The 19,683-nt window shown below is 58.8% G+C and carries 19 protein-coding genes, 4 tRNA genes and 1 riboswitch; of the genes, 8 read left to right on the top strand and 15 right to left on the bottom strand.

Features of this window, described 5'->3' with window-relative positions:
* Positions 1–90: 90 nt before the first annotated feature.
* Both cheR and K7431_RS29765 read right to left on the bottom strand, forming a co-directional pair.
* The gene (cheR, locus tag K7431_RS29770) at positions 91–918 is read right to left on the bottom strand and encodes a protein-glutamate O-methyltransferase CheR (protein WP_015885457.1); all 828 of its coding nucleotides are present in this window, start codon (positions 916–918) and stop codon (positions 91–93) included.
* A 43-nt stretch (positions 919–961) separates the two neighbouring features.
* Complete coding sequence (locus K7431_RS29765) at positions 962–1,894, bottom strand: chemotaxis protein CheV (protein WP_015885458.1); 933 nt, start codon at positions 1,892–1,894, stop codon at positions 962–964.
* Positions 1,895–1,976: 82 nt separating this feature from the next.
* On the opposite strand from K7431_RS29765, the gene flgA reads away from it, so the two are divergent.
* The 4 genes from flgA to K7431_RS29745 all read left to right on the top strand — a co-directional run bounded on the left by flgA (position 1,977) and on the right by K7431_RS29745 (position 4,570).
* On the top strand, positions 1,977–2,741 hold the full coding sequence (flgA, locus tag K7431_RS29760; protein WP_043205776.1) for a flagellar basal body P-ring formation chaperone FlgA: 765 nt from the start codon (positions 1,977–1,979) through the stop codon (positions 2,739–2,741).
* 141 nt (positions 2,742–2,882) lie between these two features.
* Positions 2,883–3,206 carry a flagellar biosynthesis anti-sigma factor FlgM gene (gene flgM, locus K7431_RS29755; protein WP_015885460.1) on the top strand — a complete coding sequence of 108 codons (324 nt, stop codon included), beginning with the start codon at positions 2,883–2,885 and terminating at the stop codon, positions 3,204–3,206.
* Positions 3,207–3,254: 48 nt separating this feature from the next.
* Positions 3,255–3,725: a flagella synthesis protein FlgN gene (locus K7431_RS29750; RefSeq protein WP_015885461.1), complete on the top strand. Its 471-nt coding sequence runs from the start codon at positions 3,255–3,257 to the stop codon at positions 3,723–3,725.
* A 95-nt stretch (positions 3,726–3,820) separates the two neighbouring features.
* Positions 3,821–4,570 (top strand): flagellar brake protein, encoded by a 750-nt coding sequence (locus tag K7431_RS29745; RefSeq protein ID WP_015885462.1) that lies wholly within the window; start codon positions 3,821–3,823, stop codon positions 4,568–4,570.
* Positions 4,571–4,630: 60 nt separating this feature from the next.
* Here the strand turns inward: K7431_RS29745 and K7431_RS29740 are convergent, their stop codons facing one another.
* Together K7431_RS29740 and K7431_RS29735 are read right to left on the bottom strand one after the other, a co-directional pair.
* Positions 4,631–6,016 carry an MFS transporter gene (locus tag K7431_RS29740; protein WP_015885463.1) on the bottom strand — a complete coding sequence of 462 codons (1,386 nt, stop codon included), beginning with the start codon at positions 6,014–6,016 and terminating at the stop codon, positions 4,631–4,633.
* A gap of 270 nt (positions 6,017–6,286) precedes the next feature.
* Positions 6,287–6,363, bottom strand: a tRNA-Arg gene (locus K7431_RS29735).
* Between the two features lie 325 nt (positions 6,364–6,688).
* Between K7431_RS29735 and K7431_RS29730 the strand changes: the two genes are divergently transcribed.
* The 3 genes from K7431_RS29730 to K7431_RS29720 all read left to right on the top strand — a co-directional run bounded on the left by K7431_RS29730 (position 6,689) and on the right by K7431_RS29720 (position 7,817).
* Entirely contained in the window at positions 6,689–6,916 is a 228-nt protein-coding gene (locus K7431_RS29730; RefSeq protein WP_015885464.1) for a hypothetical protein, read from the top strand.
* A gap of 11 nt (positions 6,917–6,927) precedes the next feature.
* Positions 6,928–7,107: a PA3371 family protein gene (locus K7431_RS29725; RefSeq protein WP_015885465.1), complete on the top strand. Its 180-nt coding sequence runs from the start codon at positions 6,928–6,930 to the stop codon at positions 7,105–7,107.
* Positions 7,108–7,490: 383 nt separating this feature from the next.
* Positions 7,491–7,817 (top strand): Arc family DNA-binding protein, encoded by a 327-nt coding sequence (locus K7431_RS29720; protein ID WP_015885466.1) that lies wholly within the window; start codon positions 7,491–7,493, stop codon positions 7,815–7,817.
* Between the two features lie 216 nt (positions 7,818–8,033).
* Here the strand turns inward: K7431_RS29720 and mgtE are convergent, their stop codons facing one another.
* From mgtE to ltaE, 8 genes are all read right to left on the bottom strand, one after another.
* Positions 8,034–9,476, bottom strand: coding sequence for a magnesium transporter (mgtE, locus tag K7431_RS29715; protein ID WP_015885467.1), 1,443 nt, complete (start codon positions 9,474–9,476; stop codon positions 8,034–8,036).
* A 340-nt stretch (positions 9,477–9,816) separates the two neighbouring features.
* A tRNA-Arg gene (locus K7431_RS29710) sits at positions 9,817–9,893 on the bottom strand.
* A 72-nt stretch (positions 9,894–9,965) separates the two neighbouring features.
* Positions 9,966–10,042, bottom strand: a tRNA-Arg gene (locus K7431_RS29705).
* 108 nt (positions 10,043–10,150) lie between these two features.
* Positions 10,151–10,241 (bottom strand) — tRNA-Ser (locus K7431_RS29700).
* A 62-nt stretch (positions 10,242–10,303) separates the two neighbouring features.
* Positions 10,304–10,492 carry a carbon storage regulator CsrA gene (csrA, locus tag K7431_RS29695; RefSeq protein ID WP_003175645.1) on the bottom strand — a complete coding sequence of 63 codons (189 nt, stop codon included), beginning with the start codon at positions 10,490–10,492 and terminating at the stop codon, positions 10,304–10,306.
* A 173-nt stretch (positions 10,493–10,665) separates the two neighbouring features.
* A complete protein-coding gene (locus K7431_RS29690) occupies positions 10,666–11,907 on the bottom strand; it encodes an aspartate kinase (RefSeq protein WP_010208327.1) in 1,242 nt (413 codons plus the stop codon).
* A 94-nt stretch (positions 11,908–12,001) separates the two neighbouring features.
* Positions 12,002–14,620, bottom strand: a complete 2,619-nt coding sequence (alaS, locus tag K7431_RS29685) for an alanine--tRNA ligase (protein ID WP_015885468.1) — start codon at positions 14,618–14,620, stop codon at positions 12,002–12,004.
* Positions 14,621–14,766: 146 nt separating this feature from the next.
* Positions 14,767–15,771 carry a low-specificity L-threonine aldolase gene (gene ltaE / locus K7431_RS29680; protein ID WP_015885469.1) on the bottom strand — a complete coding sequence of 335 codons (1,005 nt, stop codon included), beginning with the start codon at positions 15,769–15,771 and terminating at the stop codon, positions 14,767–14,769.
* A gap of 191 nt (positions 15,772–15,962) precedes the next feature.
* Positions 15,963–16,132, top strand: a riboswitch (FMN riboswitch).
* A 96-nt stretch (positions 16,133–16,228) separates the two neighbouring features.
* On the opposite strand from ltaE, the gene K7431_RS29675 reads away from it, so the two are divergent.
* The gene (locus K7431_RS29675) at positions 16,229–16,738 is read left to right on the top strand and encodes a 6,7-dimethyl-8-ribityllumazine synthase (protein ID WP_015885470.1); all 510 of its coding nucleotides are present in this window, start codon (positions 16,229–16,231) and stop codon (positions 16,736–16,738) included.
* A gap of 133 nt (positions 16,739–16,871) precedes the next feature.
* On the opposite strand, the gene astE is transcribed toward K7431_RS29675, so the two are convergent.
* Genes astE through astB form a run of 3 tightly spaced genes read right to left on the bottom strand, consistent with a single transcriptional unit; the run spans position 16,872 to position 19,563 of the window.
* Positions 16,872–17,876: a succinylglutamate desuccinylase gene (gene astE / locus K7431_RS29670; RefSeq protein ID WP_015885471.1), complete on the bottom strand. Its 1,005-nt coding sequence runs from the start codon at positions 17,874–17,876 to the stop codon at positions 16,872–16,874.
* Positions 17,877–17,887: 11 nt separating this feature from the next.
* Positions 17,888–18,178, bottom strand: coding sequence for a hypothetical protein (locus K7431_RS29665; protein WP_003214319.1), 291 nt, complete (start codon positions 18,176–18,178; stop codon positions 17,888–17,890).
* 38 nt (positions 18,179–18,216) lie between these two features.
* Positions 18,217–19,563 (bottom strand): N-succinylarginine dihydrolase, encoded by a 1,347-nt coding sequence (gene astB / locus K7431_RS29660; RefSeq protein WP_015885472.1) that lies wholly within the window; start codon positions 19,561–19,563, stop codon positions 18,217–18,219.
* Between the last annotated feature and the right edge of the window lie 120 nt (positions 19,564–19,683).

Genomic DNA, 19,683 nt, shown 5'->3' with positions numbered 1-19,683 from the left:
CCCGATGACGGTGTGTCAGTGATAGCTATATCAACTGAACCACCGCCATCGGGAGCAAGCCCCCTCCCACATTGATCGAGTGAGACCGTCTTACTTGGCCTGGTAAATGATCCCAGGGCTGCACTGCACCATCTGGTAATGGTCCGGCAGGCCATTCAACGCTTCGGAAGCTCCGAGGAACAGATAGCCGCCGCGCTTGAGCGTGCCGTGAATGCGCAGCAGGATGTCTTTCTTCACTTCGGCCGAGAAGTAGATCAGCACGTTGCGGCAAAACACCATGTCGAACTTGCCCAGGCTCGCGTAGCTGTCGAGCAGGTTGAACGAGCGAAACTCCACGCGGCTCTTGATCGGCGCCTTGACCGCCCAACGCCCGGCCCCTTTGGAGTCAAAGTAACGTTGCAGGCGTTCCTGGGACAAACCACGGCCCAGGGCCAGGCTGTCGTACTCGCCGGTCTTGCAGTTGGTGAGCATGGTGCTGGACAGGTCGGTGGCCACAATTTGCGCGCCTGCCTTTAACTGGCCCATGTTGGTTCGCTCGAACTCATCGATGGACATCGAAATCGAGTACGGTTCCTGCCCGGAGGAACAGGCAGCAGACCAGATGCGCAGACGCTGGCCCGGGCTGGCCTTGATAGCTTCCGGCAGCACTTTGCTCTTGAGCACTTCAAACGGATAGGTATCGCGAAACCACAGGGTCTCGTTGGTGGTCATGGCATCGACCACCATCTCCTTGAGCCCACTGCGCGGCTGCCCCTGGATGCGCTGTACCAGCTCACCCAAAGACTTGATGCCCTGCTGCTCCATCATTTTGTTGAGACGGCTGGATACCAAGTACTGCTTGTTTTCACCGAGCAATATGCCACAGGCTTTTTCCAGGAAGACCCGGAACTGTTCAAAATCCAAATTACCCGTAGACACTGATACCGCCTCTTAAATCGTAAGACCGCCAGGGAAAAGGCCCCTAGCTGTGATCTGCTGCCTTGATCCGGTCGACTACCCGGGATGCCAGGTCATCAGGACGGAATTTGGCCAGGAAGTCATCGGCACCGACTTTCTTGACCATCGCCTGGTTGAATACACCCGACAACGAAGTATGCAGGATGATATGCAATTTTTGCATGCGCGGATCGTTGCGTATCTCGGCCGTGAGGGTGTAGCCGTCCATTTCCGGCATCTCGATGTCAGAGATCATCATCAAGAACTCTTCCTCCGGCTTCTTGCCTTCATCCACCAGCTTACGCAGGTAATCCAGCGCCTGGCGACCATCGTTGAGCGCCACCACTTCGACGCCGACGGTTTGCAGGCAACGGGTCACCTGTTTACGCGCCACCGAGGAATCGTCCACCGTCAGTACCCGCAGCGAAATAGCCTTGTGCGCGGTTTCGGCGTCCACCACACCGACGGAAATCGATTCGGACGTGGGCGCGACTTCGGCGAGGATCTTCTCCACGTCGATGATTTCCACCAACTGGTTATCGACCCGCGTCACCGCCGTGAGGTAGTGATCGCGACCGGTGCCCTTGGGTGGCGGATGGATCTCCTCCCAGTTCATGTTGACGATGCGCTCCACCGAGCGCACCAGGAAACCCTGGGTCTTGGTGTTGTATTCGGTAATGATCACGAACGGGTTCTCGCGGTCCTGCAACCCAGCAGAACCGGTGGCCAGGGCCAAATCAAGAATCGGAATCGTCGCGCCACGGATGTTAGCGACGCCACAGACCACAGGGCTGGACTTGGGCATGATGGTCAACTTGGGGCACTGCAGCACTTCCCGCACCTTGAACACATTGATGCCATACAGCTGCTTGCCATCCAGGCGAAAAAGCAACAACTCCAGGCGATTCTGCCCTACCAGCTGTGTGCGCTGGTTTACTGAATCCATTACTCCTGCCATGCCTTGACTCCTACGCTAAAACCTTTGGGGGTGCGATGCGCACCCAACACTAAACGGCACGAGCTTTGCTATTTATTGGTTTATGGATATTAAAACGACAGTTTCCCGACGCCCTGGTGCCCGACGATTGCGCAGATTGCTCTGCGCCTCGATGGCGTTGCTTGCTATTAGCCTGGGCACCACGGCCCGTGCCGATAACGTCACATTGCCTGATCTACTTATCGGCGTCACTCAAGGCTTTCTTGAGTTCACTGTAGAAGATTATCTGGCAACCACTCAGACGCCGGGCCGTTATGAAATCCAAGTCAACCAGTTGGACCCGCGTTTACGCATGCCAATGTGCGACAAGGAATTGACAGCCACGCTGGAAAGCCCCGCCCAACCCATCGGCCGCGTGACGGTGAAGGTGCGTTGCGACGGCGCCTCGCCCTGGACAGTGTTCGTGCCGGCACAGGTCAAACTGTTCCGCGATGTGGTGGTGGTTGCCCGGCCAATGAAACGCACCGGCATCATTGGTTTCGAAGATGTGGTACTGCGCGAACGCGACATCAGCATGATCAGCCAGGGCTACCTGACCTCCCTCGACCAAGCGGTCGGACAGAAATTAACCCGACCAGTGGTAACAGACCAAGTCATCACCCTGGTGCATCTTGAACAGGCAGAGGTGATTCGCAAGGGCGATCAGGTGGTGATTTCCGCCAGCAGTGGCGGGCTGAACGTAAAAATGCCGGGGGAGGCACTGTCCAACGGTGGCATGAGTGAGCAGATACGGGTCAAGAACCTCAACTCCAACCGCGTCATCAAGGCGCGAGTGACGGCCCCCGGGCAAGTCGAGGTTGCTTTATAGAGTGCTGGCAGAGGACGCTGGGTTTTTCTACACTGTGCACGAGATATTCCGTGCGCAGATTTATTGTCATTCGCGCCTAAAGTTCGTCCGGGTATTGCCGAAAACATGGCAAGCGTCCAAATACCCAGAGGTTTTTTGATCATGGTCATCGATTTCAGCCGTTTAAATAACACCCCGACAACGTCAGGCACTACGCGTACCACCGGTACCAAGGAAAACGTAGAAGCCAAGGCCCAGCCACTGCCCGCCAAGGCAGAACAGGCCGCCGTCAGCCAAAGCGGGGAATCCGTACACCTGAGCAATGAGGCTCAACAGTTGCAGAAGGTCACTGACTCGCTGCGCGATCAACCGGTGGTCAATAAAGCCCGTGTGGCCGAATTGAAACAGGCAATCGCCGATGGCAGCTATAAAGTCGACAGCAACCGTGTAGCCAGCAAGCTGCTTAATTTCGAAGCCGAGCGCTAGGCAAAGGCCTGCGCCGGGCTTTTGGACGCTTAAAACCCAAGGCCAGCCATGCATCACGACGAAAATCTGCTTCAACTGATCATTGATGATCTAGCGCCGACGCAGCAGCTGCTCGAGCTACTCAGGGAAGAATCCCTGGCCCTCTACGGCCGCGACATGCCGCTGCTGGAAGAAATTCTGGCGCGCAAGCAATCGCTGATTGTCCTGCTGGAACAGCATGGCAAAAAACGCAGCCAGATCCTCGTCAGCCTTGGCCTGCCCGCAGACCATGACGGCCTGGCGCAGCTGGCCAGCCACTCTTCGGTCGGCGATCAATTACTGGCCCAGAGCAAAGAACTCAATCAATTGCTCGCCCAGTGCCAGGAAGCCAACCTGCTCAACGGTCAGTCGATCCAGCTTCAGCAAGCTACGACCGCCAACCAGTTGCGTATACTTCACGGCGGAGAGCCTCCAGCGCTTTACAACGCTCAAGGTTCCACCTCGCGCCTGGTCAAGCCAAGCACTCGCAGCCAAGCCTGACGCCGGTTTACAGCGCGGCTATCCAAGACGCGCCACATACTGGCAGAATGCCTGCTCTTGCGTGTAGTCGTATTTTGTCTGGAGATGGAAGAACCGTGTTCAACGCCCTTAATGCGGAAGATGCTCCGCAGCCACCCAAGGTCCTCACCACCCCTCTGGAAATCGCCAGCACCTTGCGGATGCTGCAAGAAAGCCATGACCCGCTGATCATCACCTTCCACGAACGCAGCCAGCGCTTCCAGAGCTACCTGGTCGACGTCAACCGCGACGGCGGCTCCCTGGCCCTGGATGAAATGATCCCCCGCGATGGCGAACGCCACCTCGAAAATGGCGAACCCTTCCGCATTGAAGGCTTCCACGACGGTGTGCGCATTGCGTGGGAAAGCAACGGCAGCCTGAGCATCAGCGAAAAGGACGGCCACCGCATCTACACCGGCAGCCTGCCCGCCGAAGTGGTTTACCATCAGCGCCGCAATGCGTTCCGCGCCGCCTTGAAGCTGGCGCAACTGGTCAACATCGAACTGGGTGGAGAGAAGCTCAAGGCCCCGGTCAACGGTAAGCTGCTGGATATTTCCGCGACGGGCTGCAAATTGCGCTTTGAAGGAGATATCTCCGAGCGCCTGCAGCTGGGCCAGGTCTATGACCGTTTCATCGCCGCCCTGCCCTTTGGCAGCATGACAACCTCAGTCGAACTGCGCTACCTGCACTTCGAAGAGAAGATCAACACCACCTTCGCCGGCGTGCGCTTCCACAATATGAGTGGCTTGGTGCAGCGCCAGGTCGAGCGCTTTGTTTACCAACTGCAACGCGAAGCACGGCGTTTCGACAAAGACGACGACTTTTAAACCTGAAAAGATCGCTGTAAAAAAACGGGCAGATCCTGATGGACCTGCCCGTTTTTACGTTCAGGGGCGCGCCCTGCTCAAGTCGTGAGGGTGTTCGTCAGGCCCTGCAGGCTCAGGCGGCCCTTCAAAGAGCGGCTCATCCGCCTGCGGATCGGGATCCGTCTCCGGCTCAGGTTCCGGGGCAGCGGTTTGCATTTGCTCCTGCACCACCTGCTCATCGACACGCGGATCCAGGGCGGCCACCAGCGGTGAACTGGACATACTGTCGGGCATCGCCACGTGATGCAGGGGCGCGTCTTCCACCTGATGCAAATTGGTGACGGCTTTCGGCCGGATACGCCACACCAGGATCAACGCACACAGGCTGAAAAACGCATACAGCATGTGGCTGCCGAACATCTTCATCACCACACCGGCCAGCAACGGCCCAATGCTGGCGCCTACGCCGTACGTGACCAGCAGCATCGCCGTGAGGGATACCCGACGATCACCTTCCACATGGTCGTTGGAGAACGCCACTGCCAGCGGGTACAGGCAGAACTGCACCAGCGAACACAAGAAACCCGCCACAAACAGAACTTCCAGCGGCACCTTGGTCATTATTGCCAACGGCAACGCCGCCACCGCCAGGCACAGGGCAAAACAACGAATCAGCAGCGCGCGATCATAGCGGTCCGACAACCACCCCAGCGGCCACTGCACCAGCAGGCCGGCAAAAATGCAGCTACCCATGAACAGGCCCACCTGCTCGGTGGTCAAGCCTTGTTGAGAGGCATAGAGCGGCGCCAGACCGTAGAACGAGCCCACGATCAACCCCGCCCCCAGCACGGTGCTCAACGACTGCGGCACGCGCTTGATAAAGAAGCGCGGCTCCATCGGCGCCGGGTGCAGGGCCGCCGGGTGAATCCGCCGAGTCATGGCCACCGGCACCAGGCACAGGGCAAAACACAGGGCAACCAGCATCAACAGCTCAAGGCCGAGCTGAGGGTGCATGACCAGGATCAACTGGCCGAGTACCAGGCCCAGGTAAGACGCAATCATATAGCCGCTGAACACCACGCCGCGTTGCTTGGCGTCCGCCTGCTCGTTGAGCCAGCTTTCGATGACCATGTACTGGCACATCATGCCCAGGCCCACGATCATCCGCAGCACGATCCAGGCCGGCAACCAGTCGATCAGGCCGTGGCCCAGCACGGCCGCACCGACAATACCGGCACAGGTGGCATAGGCCCGGATATGCCCGACCCGGGCAATCAGGCGGTGCCCGATCTTGCCGCCCAGCACCAGGCCAAAATAGTTGGCCGCCATCAGCGCACCCACCCACAGGCTGTCGACATGGTCGGCCGCCAGGCGCAGGGCCAGGTAAGTACTGAGCAGGCCGGAGCCGATCAGCATCATCAAGGAGGCGAAATAAAGGGCTCGAAAAGATTTCCAGATTTGGCGCATCGGCGTTCCGAGCGGCTCCTTGCAGTGAGAGACAGGGCTATCGGCATGATAGTCCGGGGTGGCCGGGTCCGGACAGGCGGCAGGCGCTGTTTCCGGGGATTAATTTGCTTACAGACTCAGACGCTGTCCGGCCGCTTGCGGGATACACGGATTGCGATAAATACACCGTGCACGTGCTGTGAACCCTGGACTGCAGCAAGGTTCGACTGAATCGTTGGAAAACGCGCACAAAAAAGCCCTGCCAGAATATTCTGTGCAGGGCTTTGAACCTGGTGTCCCAGGGCCGGTTCGAACGGCCAACCTTCCCCTTAGGAGGGGGATGCTCTATCCAATTGAGCTACTGGGACAAATGACCGACGTCGAGCCAAAGACGCGGCGACGGACGGCGTGCATGTTAACGGCCGAGGTGGGTTTTGTCATGTCGTCCGTAGGCTTTTCGAGTGTAGGCCAACCCACACCCGAGTGATTGCGGCCTGCCCCTGCAAACACGGGCACTTGCCACCATCGTGCAAAATGCACTCCCCCAAAATGCCATCATTGCAAATTGCAACCTTTCCGGCATTTGAAGTAGACTCAAGCCATTGATTTTATTGGATTAATAGTTTGGCACGGCACCTGCAATACTTCTCCTACAAACCCAACAAGCCACGGCGTTAAGCGGAGAACATAACCATGAACAGTGCCCTTCTGTTAGCCCTCAACACCGTCGCCTTGGCCGCGTTGGTCACGTTCCATTTCCAATCGACTGGCAGCAATGACCCGGCGCAGATCAGCCAGGCCGTGCCGCATCATCTGCAACAGCGCCCACAGTTGGCGGTGATGACGCCGAACGCACAGTCGCCCGTCCGCCTGACCCAAGGCACCCAGGCGGCACCTGCATCTGAACACTGGGTTTTCTGAGGAGGCCACCGATGACCAAATTTGCCTGGCTGTTTCTGTGCCTGACCGCGTTCACCGGCATGCTTGGACTGGGCGCTGAGTCACAAGACGGCCAAACCACGGCATTCATCGCCAGTGCCGTGTTTGCCAGCCTGCTGTTGCTCACCCTGATTGTGGGTCGTCGGATCAAATTCGACCCGGTCCTGCGCTGATCCCCCTCCCGCCTTACCTTATGTCGCCTCATCCTCGCTAATCGGCAAATTGCCACTAGTCTTAAACCTAAGGGCAAAAGGCCACTTTGCGATAGCATGTGCGACCTCAAACCCTGTGGTGGCCTGGACTTACGGGAAGTTCCCCTGCGCGATTGCGTATGCAAAAGTTTTCCAACCAGTCCGCAAAAATGCAAATGAGTGCTGGCATAAAGCCTCTAGGCAGTTCAATATTTGTCACAGAATTGACGCCAAGGAACTGGCAAATCTGAGGCATGATGCGGCCTCTTTGCAATTCAGGTTGAACTTTGGTCGTGAGCCTTGTCTTAACACTCATCTTGCGGCCAATTCCAAAAACCGCTCCCCTGAACTAACCGGTTAAATATATGCGCCCATTGAAACAGGCAATTTATTCCAGCCGTACGGCTGACAAGTTCGTCGTACGTCTGCCAGACGGAATGCGGGAACGCATTGCCGAGGTGGCTCGCAATCATCACCGCAGCATGAACTCCGAGATCATCGCTCGCCTGGAACAAAGCCTCATTCAGGAAGGTGCGCTGGGCGACGAGTTGAGCATGCGCATGGACAGCCCCGAGCTGTCGCTGCACGAACGCGAACTGCTGCAGCGTTTTCGTCAGCTCTCCCACCGTCAGCAAAATGCTCTCGTCTCGCTTATCGCGCACGACGTTGAGGCGGCCGCAGAAGCCAATTGATTTGCAACTGAAAGCCGAAGCCAGCCACGTGCTGGCTTTTTTTTGCCTGGGATTTGGTGGGAATCTATAGAAGCCGAGCTTCTTTAGCGAGCAAGCTTGCTTGCACTGGAGCGCGCAACACCTGCCAGGCATACGACTGCTGCGCAGCCGAGCGGGAGCAAGCTCCCTCGCCACAAAAAGCCAGCGCCCAGAGGGGAGCCGGCATGCGATGAACGATCAGAGCAGGAAGATCGTTGCCAGGCCCAGGAAGATGAAGAAGCCACCACTGTCGGTCATGGCCGTGATCATCACGCTGGCCCCCATGGCAGGGTCACGCCCAAGGCGGGCGAGGGTCATGGGGATCAGCACCCCCATCAGCGCAGCGAGCAGCAGGTTGAGCGTCATGGCAGCGGTCATCACCACGCCAAGGGACCAACTGCCATATAGCAGGTAGGCGACCACGCCGATCACTCCACCCCACACCAGGCCGTTTATCAGGCCCACCGCCAACTCTTTGCGCAGCAGGCGCGACGAGTTGGCGGTACTCACCTGATCGAGCGCCATCGCACGCACAATCATGGTAATGGTCTGGTTGCCGGAGTTACCGCCGATCCCGGCAACGATCGGCATCAATGCCGCCAGCGCCACCAGCTTCTCGATTGAACCCTCGAACAGCCCGATCACGCGCGACGCGATAAAGGCGGTAATCAGGTTGACTGCCAGCCAGGCCCAGCGGTTATGCAACGAACGCCAGACCGAGGCAAAAATATCTTCCTCTTCACGCAAACCGGCCATGTTGAGGACTTCGGTTTCACTTTCCTCACGAATCAGGTCGACGATTTCATCGATGGTCAAACGACCGATCAACTTGCCGTTCTTGTCGACCACCGGCGCCGAGATCAAGTCATAACGTTCGAACGCCTGGGCGGCATCGTAGGCATCTTCATCCGGGTGGAAACTGACCGTGTCACTGGCCATCAGATCCGCCACTCTTTTGTCCGGATCATTGACCAGCAGGCGCTTGATCGGCAGCACACCCTTGAGAATGCCTTCGTAATCAACCACGAACAATTTGTCGGTGTGGCCAGGCAATTCCTTGAGGCGGCGCAGGTAACGCAGGACTACTTCCAGGCTGACGTCTTCGCGGATGGTGACCATCTCGAAGTCCATCAGGGCACCGACCTGATCCTCATCGTAAGACAGCGCCGAACGCACACGCTCGCGCTGCTGAGTGTCCAGCGCTTCCATGAGTTCATGGACAACATCACGAGGCAGTTCAGGGGCCAGGTCAGCCAACTCGTCGGCGTCCATCTCCTTGGCTGCCGCCAGAAGCTCGTGATCGTCCATGTCGGCGATCAGGGTTTCACGAACCGAGTCGGATACTTCGAGCAGGATATCGCCGTCGCGGTCAGCCTTGACCAACTGCCAGAGGGTCAGCCGATCATCCAGCGGCAAGGCTTCGAGAATATAGGCGACGTCGGCGGAGTGCAGGTCGTCGAGCTTGCGCTGCAATTCGACGAGGTTTTGCCGGTGAACCAGGTTTTCGACCAGGTTGTTATTCGGGCCATCCTGGCGGTGCGTCAGGTCTTCGACCACGCGTTGGCGCTGCAGCAGCTCGATGACTTGAGCCAGACGATCCTGCAGGCTTTCTTGTGTTTTCTTTACTTCTACTTCGGTCATAGGCGAGCTCCACTCCCAGCAGCGGGGCACGCCGGAAGGATCAATCAGTCAATTCATGATTGGTAAAACGGGGTACTGAGTCACTACTGGGTAAGTCCATGGAGGTATTCCACAAGCCCCGGCGGGGCTGACGGGCGCAATGATACACCGCCCGGCCACTTTAAACGTTAAAAAACTGGAAAGAACAAGCGCTTGCGAGCCAAAGTTGAGTATTGGCTGCATCTATGAACTGCGACGTCGCAGCAAGAAAGGAAAACACAGGGGAGCAGGAGAAAAAGATGAAATCCTACACAAACCCCAGACGGCAAAAAGCCCGCACTTGGCGGGCTTTTTGTTTGTATGGTGCACTCGACAGGATTCGAACCTGTGACCGCTCGGTTCGTAGCCGAGTACTCTATCCAGCTGAGCTACGAGTGCAGATTGTGTTTTTAGACCAGATCACAACTGGTTGTAACCGAATCACCTGCATGACTGCAACTGACTCTTAAATGGTGCACTCGACAGGATTCGAACCTGTGACCGCTCGGTTCGTAGCCGAGTACTCTATCCAGCTGAGCTACGAGTGCATTTGTTGCCGCGCATTATAGGCCGTTCAATCTCTATGTAAAGCTATTTTTTCGAGTAATTTCAAGCACTTACCGAAAAAACCAGATTGCAACGTACTAAGCAAATAATGGCGGAGAACGGGGGATTCGAACCCCCGACACCCTTTTGAGGTGTACTCCCTTAGCAGGGGAGCGCCTTCGGCCACTCGGCCAGCTCTCCGCAACACGGGGCGTATATTAACCACGTTCATCCCCGTTTGCAAACATAAAAAACGATAAAAATTAAAGGCTTGGTTCTTCGTCCTTCTCTTTCTTGATCCGCAGGTAGATTTCCTCGCGGTGCACCGCTACCTCTTTCGGAGCGTTAACCCCGATACGTACTTGATTGCCTTTGACGCCGAGCACGGTCACGGTGATTTCGCCATCACCGATAATCAGGCTTTCTGCGCAACGACGAGTCAGAATCAGCATACCTTTCTCCTCACGCATTTCAGTTCAGGAACAACAGTCTGCAAAAAAAAGGCCTTCGACCTACAACCAAAAGGCCATAGCCCTACCGCCTAAGTATTGTCGAGCGCGCGCAAAAGAACATGCGCCCTACAAAAAAAGAAAGGCGCGGTAAACCGCGCCTTCCTGGCACTGCATCACTCGCCCTGTCGGGCCGGAGCGTCCAGCTCAAAAGCGGTGTGCAAAGCACGCACAGCCAGCTCCAGGTATTTCTCTTCGATCACCACCGAGACTTTGATTTCCGAGGTGGAAATCATCTGGATGTTGATGCTTTCCTTGGCCAGCGCCTCGAACATGCGGCTGGCAACGCCGGCATGGGAACGCATGCCCACGCCCACGATCGACACTTTGGCAATCTTGGTATCGCCGACCACTTCACGGGCGCCGATTTCCTTCGCTGTGTTCTGCAGGATCCGCTCCGCCGCATCGTACTCGTTGCGGTGCACCGTGAAGGTGAAATCGGTGGTGTTATCGTGCGAAACGTTCTGCACGATCATGTCGACTTCGATGTTCGCGCCGCTGATAGGGCCCAGGATCTTGAAGGCCACGCCCGGGGTGTCTGGCACGCCACGGATAGTCAGCTTGGCTTCATCACGGTTGAAAGCGATACCGGAAATGATCGGCTGTTCCATGGATTCCTCTTCATCAATAGTAATGAGGGTGCCCGGACCCTCTTTGAAGCTGTGCAATACGCGCAGCGGAACGTTGTACTTGCCGGCGAACTCCACCGCGCGGATCTGCAACACCTTTGAACCGAGGCTGGCCATTTCCAGCATCTCTTCAAAGGTGATCTTGTCCAGGCGCTGGGCCACGGACACCACACGCGGATCGGTGGTGTAGACGCCATCCACATCGGTGTAGATCTGGCATTCATCGGCCTTGAGCGCCGCGGCCAGTGCCACGCCGGTGGTGTCCGAACCGCCACGCCCGAGGGTGGTGATGTTGCCCTGCTCATCCACACCCTGGAAGCCTGCTACAACTACCACGCGCCCGGCTTTCAGGTCAGTACGGATTTTCTGATCATCGATCTGCAGGATACGCGCCTTGGTATGCGCGCTGTCGGTAAGGATACGCACCTGGCTGCCAGTGTAGGACACCGCCGGCACACCACGCTTATTCAGCGCCATGGCCAGCAAGGCGATGGTCACCTGCTCGCCGGTGGACACGATCACATCCAGCTCACGCGGGAGCGGCTGTTGGTCGCCACTGATTGCCTTGGCCAGATCGATCAGGCGATTGGTCTCGCCGCTCATGGCCGACAGCACCACCACCAGATCGTCGCCGGCATCGCGGAATTTCTTAACCTTGTCGGCCACCTGCTCGATTCTTTCGACGGAACCGACCGAGGTGCCTCCAAATTTCTGTACGATCAAAGCCATTTCTAAGCCGCCTCAGCCCGTAAAGGGGCGCCTAATATCCAATCAACCAGCACCGAGCAGCCCGTGACTAGACCACGGACCGGTTAACAGTGCCTTAAATACCTGCTTCGACAAACGGCACGGTCAGGGCCAGGGCCGCGTCCAGGGCGCCAGCGTCTACACCACCGCCTTGCGCCATGTCCGGACGACCACCGCCCTTCCCGCCCACTGCCGCGGCGGCTTGCTTCATCAAATCACCGGCCTTGAGTTGGCCAGTCAGGTCCTTGGTTACACCGGCAACCAGAACGACCTTATCCTCATGGACACTGCCGAGCAGGATCACTGCGCGGCCGAGCTTGTTCTTCAACTGATCGACCAGGGCCAACAACGCCTTGCCGTCCTGACCATCCAAGCGCGCAGCCAGGACTTTGACGTCCTTGACGTCCACGGCCGAAGCCGACAGATCGTCACCTGCAGCGCTGGCCGCCTTGGCTTGCAACTGCTCCAGCTGTTTCTCCAGGGCGCGGTTGCGCTCCAGCACAGCGGACAGCTTGTCGATCAGGTTGTCGCGGCTGCCCTTGACCAGGCTGGCCGCTTCCTTGAGTTGCTCTTCAGCTGCATTGAGGTAGGCCAGGGCCGCAGCACCGGTCACCGCCTCAATACGACGCACACCGGACGCGACGCCGCCTTCGCTGATGATTTTCAGCAGGGCGATGTCGCCGGTACGGTTGGCGTGAATACCACCACACAGCTCCACCGAGAAGTCGCCACCCATGCTCAGTACGCGAACATTGTCGCCGTACTTCTCGCCGAACAACGCCATGGCACCCTTGGCCTTGGCGGTCTCGATGTCGGTCTCTTCGGTTTCTACCGCAGTGTTCCTGCGAATCTCAGCGTTGACGACGTCTTCCAGGGCCTTGATCTGCTCAGGCTTGATCGCTTCAAAATGGCTGAAGTCAAAGCGCAGGCGCTGGCTGTCCACCAACGAACCTTTTTGCTGGACGTGCTCGCCCAGGACCTGGCGCAGTGCGGCGTGCAACAAGTGCGTGGCCGAGTGGTTCAGCGCCGTTGCATGGCGTACGTCGGCATCGACCTGGGTGTCCACCGGCGCACCGACCGTCAAGTTGCCCAACACCAACACACCGTGATGCAGGAACGCACCGCCGGTCTTGGTGGTGTCGCGCACCTCAAAACGACCGGACGTCGAGCTCAGGAAACCGCAGTCGCCAATCTGGCCACCGGATTCGGCGTAGAACGGCGTCTGGTCCAGGACCACAACCGCCTCGTCGCCTTCACTCAACACGTCGACCGATTTGCCGTCTTTATAGAGGGCAACGATCTTGGCCGCGCCAACGGTAGCCTTGTAACCGGTGAACTCGGTGGGCACGTCGACCTTGACCAGGGTGTTGTAGTCCAGGCCAAAGGAACTGGCGGAACGCGCACGCACACGCTGGGCTTCCATCTCACGTTCAAAACCGGCCTCATCGATGGTCAACTCGCGTTCACGGGCGATGTCGGCGGTGAGGTCCATCGGGAACCCGTAGGTGTCATACAGCTTGAACACGACATCGCCCGGCACAACGGTGCCTTTGAGCTCAGCCAAGTCCTGTTCCAGAATCTTCAAGCCGTGCTCCAAGGTCTTGGAGAACTGCTCCTCCTCAGCCTTGAGCACGCGCTCGATGTTGCCTTGCTGCTGCTTGAGTTCCGGGAAGGCTTCGCCCATCTCGGCAACCAGCGCGGCCACGATTTTGTAGAAGAAGCTGCCGGTGGCGCCCAGCTTGTTACCGTGGCGGCAGGCGCGACGGATGATACGACGCAGCACGTAGCCACGGCCTTCGTTGGACGGCAGTACACCGTCGGCAATCAGGAAGCCGCAGGAACGGATGTGGTCCGACACCACCTTGAGCGAAGACTGGCTTTCATTGGCACAGCCAATGGCCGCGGCCGAAGCGCTCAACAGGTTGGTGAACAGGTCGATTTCGTAGTTGGAATGAACGTGCTGCATCACCGCACTGATCCGCTCCAGGCCCATGCCGGTATCCACCGACGGCGCCGGCAGCGGATGCAACACGCCATCGGCGGTGCGGTTGAACTGCATGAACACGTTGTTCCAGATCTCGATGTAACGGTCGCCGTCTTCTTCCGGCGAGCCCGGTGGGCCACCCCAGATGTCGGCGCCGTGATCATAGAAAATCTCGGTGCAGGGGCCGCATGGGCCGGTATCACCCATGGTCCAGAAGTTATCGGAGGCGTAAGGCGCGCCCTTGTTGTCGCCGATGCGAATCATGCGCTCGACCGGCACACCGATTTGCTGGGTCCAGATGTCGTAGGCTTCGTCATCGGTGGCATAGACGGTGACCCAGAGTTTTTCCTTGGGCAGCTTCAACACGCCGGTGAGGAAGGTCCAGGCGAACGTAATCGCATCTTTCTTGAAATAGTCACCGAAGCTGAAGTTACCCAGCATTTCGAAGAAGGTGTGGTGGCGGGCGGTGTAGCCGACGTTTTCCAGGTCACTGTTCTTGCCGCCGGCACGCACGCACTTCTGGCTGCTGGTGGCACGGGTGTAGGCGCGCTTTTCCTGGCCCAGGAAGCAGTCCTTGAACTGGTTCATCCCCGCGTTAGTGAACAGCAGGGTAGGGTCATTGCCTGGGATCAAGGAGCTGGAGGCGACACGGGTGTGACCTTGCTCTTCGAAGAAGCGAAGGAAGGCTTCACGGATTTCTGCGCTTTTCATTAGGTTCTTCCACGGAGTCTGCGGCCAAAGGCCAGTGCGCAACATCATCAGACGAAGCGACGGCAAAGGGCCGCATTATATCGGCCCTTTGCCGGTGGTACAGCGTGTTTATGCGATAGAGAGGTTCAATTAGACGGTCTGCACGCTCATTTTGGCGAAAACTCGACAAATGCCTGCAGCACGCGCTCCATCTGCGCGCGGCTGACATCCATATGCGTGACCATGCGCAGCCGCGGCGCAACGCTCAGCTTGATCCCGCGCTCGGCGGCAAAGGCCTTCAGGGCATCGGCCCGGTCACCGATCTGCACGTAGACCATATTGGTCTGCACCGGCTCCACGCTGTACCCGGCCTCGCGCAGCGCATCCCCCAGCCACAGGGCATTGGCGTGGTCATCGGCCAGGCGCTGTACCTGGTGATCCAGGGCATACAACCCCGCCGCCGCCAGGGAACCGGCCTGGCGCATGCCGCCACCGACCATCTTGCGCAGGCGCCGGGCCTTGGCGATCAGCGCCGTGGAGCCGCACAGCACCGAGCCGATCGGCGCGCCGAGGCCTTTGGACAGGCACACCGACACCGAGTCAAAGTGCTGGGCAATCGCGCGCGCATCCACTCCCAGCTTGACCGCTGCGTTGTAGAGCCGCGCGCCGTCCAAGTGCAGGGCCAAGCCATGTTCACGGGTGAACGCGCGGGCGTTCGCCAGGTACTCCAGCGGCAACACCTTGCCTTGCATGGTGTTTTCCAACGCCAGCAGGCGGGTGCGGGCGAAGTGGAAATCGTCCGGCTTGATCGCAGCCAGCACCTGGTCCAGGTCCAGTGAGCCGTCCGCCTGCACGTCCAAGGGCTGGGGCTGGATCGAACCGAGCACCGCCGCCCCGCCCCCTTCGTATTTGTAGGTGTGCGCTTGTTGGCCGACGATGTATTCCTCGCCGCGCTCACAATGCGCCATCAACGCCAGCAGGTTGCTCATGGTGCCGGTGGGCACGAACAACGCCGCGGCAAACCCCAGGCGCTTGGCCAGCTCGGCTTCCAGGCGGTTGACGCTGGGGTCTTCGCCGTAGACGTCATCACCGCTGGCGGCAGTGGCCATCGCATCGAGCATGCCAGGGGTGGGTTGGGTCACGGTGTCGCTGCGCAGGTCAATCACGGACATGAATCAAGCCTCTGACGATTTGAATAAGTGCCTTATAAGCATGATTACTGCGGGCAAAGCCTCGGAATATCAAGCCCCCGCTGCATTGAATCGAATACCAACCAAACAAACCGATATAGCTTATCGATACGGCGGTCGTGCAGTTTTCGAAAAACCGTGTTAAAAACTCTCCGCCGCCAGGGTTCTGGCGGCAACGTTCTCAGGGCGGGGTGCAATTCCCCACCGGCGGTAATTGCACGCAATGTGCATAGCCCGCGAGCGCTTGGCGCCTCGAACTGCTCACGCGGTACGGCGACAAGGTCAGCAGACCCGGTGTGATCCCGGGGCCGACGGTCATAGTCCGGATGAAGAGAGAACGGGATTGGCACCTAAGGGCCGCGCACCCCGTGTGCTTGCGTACCCTTAAATCCCATTCGATTCATAACGCCCTGTTTTTTTCTTAAACAGGAGTCAGAACATGCAACCCACCGCTATCGACAGCAAAAGCAAAAACCATCACGGCGAGCGCGTCGCGTTTATCCAGGCCTGCTGGCACAAGGATATTGTCGACCAATCGCGTAAAGGCTTCCTCGCCGAAATGATCGCCCAGGGCTACCAGGAATCGGACATCGATTTCTTCGAAGTCGGCGGCGCCTTTGAAATGCCCCTGCACGCCAAGCTGCTGGCCAAGACCGGCCGTTACGCCGGCATCGTTGCCGCCGCGCTGGTGGTTGACGGCGGTATCTACCGCCACGAATTCGTCGCCCAATCGGTGGTCAGCGGCCTGATGCAGGTGCAGCTGGAAACCGAAGTGCCAGTGTTCTCGGTGTCGCTGACCCCGCACCACTTCCACGCCGGCAGCGAGCACACCACGTTCTTCTACGAGCACTTCGTGCACAAGGGCCAGGAAGCTGCGCGTACCTGCGCCGACACCCTGCACAAAGTGCGGGCGATCCGTCGCAGCGAGCCGCGTGCGCTAGCCGTCTAAGCAACACAGCAAAACAAAATGTGGGAGGGGGCTTGCCCCCGATGGCGGTGGGTCAGAATCACATACGGTGACTGACACATCCTCATCGGGGGCAAGCCCCCTCCCACATTTGGATCTGACCAGGCCTTGAGCTTCAGCCCAGGACAGCATCCGTCGTCGGCACAATCAATATCCCCGCCCGCAAACCATTCTTCACCTTCGGGTTAGGGAAGATGATGCGTGCACCCTCCTCCTCGATCACCCAGCGCGTCTTGGCCACATCTTCGGCCAGCAGATAACCCTTTTCCAACTCCGAAAAGTTTTCCACGTCAGCCGGCAAATGCAGCAGGAACGCATCACTGTGCTTGATGACTTCGCGCGACACGGCGAACAGTTTCAACCCGTCCAGGCTGTCAGTCTCAGGTTCGGTGCCTTCGATGATCTGCTTGAGGCGCAGCTCCAGGCGGGAAACATTCACGCCCTGGTTCTGCCCAAACGGCCGCGCCTTGCCCAATTCCAGGGTGAAAGCCTCGGCCTCCAACTGTTCATAGGTAAACGCGGTGAAGGTGATCGAGGTCTTGTTCTGCAGCAGCACCGCTTGCATGCCTGCAGCGTTCAGGCGCGCCAGTTGGTGACGTGAATGCTGGCGACCTTCTTTCCACGGGTACAAGGCGAACTGCTCGATCTTCGAGCCACGAATGGCCGTGTGCAGGTCGTAATGCAGGCGCGAACGGCCCGGCAGGCTGAAGAAACTGCGAGCCAGTTGCTCCAGCTCGGCGGCGCGCATGGCTTCGGGGCCGATGTTTTTTTCATGCCGACCGTTGAACAGCCGGTTGACGTCCAGCTCGAGGTAACGCTCGCCGCGGCGCATGGCCTCGGTGTTGCCGAACAGGAACAGGACACGAGAGCGGGGTTTGATCTCCCCACGGGCGATGCCATGCAACAGGCGGTCGAGCAGTTCGATCGGCGCGGTTTCATTGCCATGGATGCCGGACGACAGCAGCAGGTCGCTGCCGTTGTCACGGGCCTCAGGTGGGCGCACTTCAAGCGCGCCCTCACTGAGCCAGCGCATCTGCACGCCGTCGACAGTCAGTTGAATTTTTTGCGCCGGTTCGCGACCGGCGAGGGTCAGTTCAAGCAGTTTGCCGAGGGCGAGCATAAGCAGCTTCCTTAGTGGTTGCAGCCAGGACCGTGGACGTGGTCGTCGTCATCGCCTTCAACGTCGGCCGGTTCCATTTCCAGTTGCAGGCTCATCAGGTTGGTGGCCAGCGGGCGCATCAACAGGTTGGCGTACTCGGCGTCGCCTTCTTCCACGTCCACACCGATCAGCAGTTGGCCACGGCCGTCGTGCTGGATCCAGATCTCCTTGCCCTGCCACACCACGGCGACGCGGGTGCAGGAGGTTTCCAGCTGGGTGCCGTCGGTGTCTTCAAGGATCAGTTTCAGGGTGTCGGTGGTCATAGAGTAGCTCTCAGCATAGGGCGTAAAAGAAGGTGGCGTTAATTGATCTGGAACGGATAAACCGAGCCCAGTTTAAGGATTTGCGTCAGTTCATCCAGTGCCGTCCGGCACTCAAGCAGCAATTGCGGGTCAGCCAGGTCGGTTTCACGCAGGCTGTCGCGGTAGTGCTTGTCGACCCATTGGGTCAGCGTGTCGTACAGCGGCGCCGTCATGATAACGCCTGGATTCACCGCCGCCAGTTCCGTTTCGTTCAAGGCGACACGCAAGCGCAGGCAGGCCGGGCCTCCGCCGTTCTGCATGCTTTGCTTGAGGTCGAACACCTTCACTTCGCGGATCAACCCACCGGACGCGGTCAGGCCTTGCAGGTACTGCCAGACGCGTTCATTGGCGCGGCACTCTTCCGGCACGATCAGCAGCATCGAGCCATCGGCGCGGCTCAGCAGCTGGCTGTTGAACAGGTAGGAACGCACCGCGTCCTCGACACTGACCTGGGCGCGGGGCACGCACACCGACTGGAAGTGGCCGCCCAGCTTGCCCAGCTTGCCGTGCAATTCGCCGAGCATCTGCTCGGTATTGAGGAACGCATCCTCGTGATAGAACAGCACTTCACCGTTGCCCACCGCGATCACATCATTGTGGAACACGCCGGCATCGATCACCGCCGGGTTCTGCTGGGCGTAGACCACGCCGTCGTCCTGCAAGCCGTGCAAGCGCGCGACCGCCTGGGACGCTTCGAGCGTCTGGCGCGCCGGGTACTTCTGGGGTGCCGGGTAACGGGTATCAAAGGCGCTGCGCCCGTACACAAAAAACTCCACGCCCGCCTCGCCATAATCGCGGCAGAAGCGTGTGTGGTTGGCCGCGCCCTCGTCACCGAACTGCGCCACCGCCGGCAACGCGGCGTGGTGGGCGAAGTGCTTCTGGTCGGCAAACATCGCCCCCAGCACGCGGCTGGTGGTCGGGTGTTCAATGCTGCGGTGGTACTTGCAGTTGAGGTTGGCGGCGGTGAAATGCACGCGGCCGTCAGCAGTGTCGGCACTCGGGCTGACGGTAGCGGCATTGGCCACCCACATGCTCGACGCCGAGCAGCTCGCGACCAGCAGCGGCATGGCGTGCTTGGCCGCCTGCTGGATGACTTGGGCGTCGGTGCCGCTGAAACCGAGATTGCGCAAGGCGGCCACATCCGGACGCTCCTGGGGGGCCAACACACCTTGCACAAAACCCATGTCCATCAGGGCTTTCATTTTCTGCAGGCCCTGCAACGCCGCTTCCTTCGGGTTGGAAGACTGCTGGCTGTTGCTCTGGGACGCGACGTTGCCGTAGGACAAACCGCCGTAGTTATGGGTCGGCCCCACTAGACCGTCAAAATTGACTTCATAGGATTTCATCGGCGAGGCTCCACGAACATCTGTATTTTTATAGGCATCAATAACAAAGCTTCTGTGGCGAGGGAGCTTGCTCCCGCTGGGCTGCGCAGCGGCCCCAAAATCTTAGGGCCGCTTCGTGCC

The sequence above is a fragment of the Pseudomonas fluorescens group sp. genome, assembly GCF_020093335.1.
Classification (GTDB): Bacteria; Pseudomonadota; Gammaproteobacteria; order Pseudomonadales; family Pseudomonadaceae; genus Aquipseudomonas; species Aquipseudomonas petroselini.
This window is presented reverse-complemented; position numbering and strand designations above follow the sequence as displayed.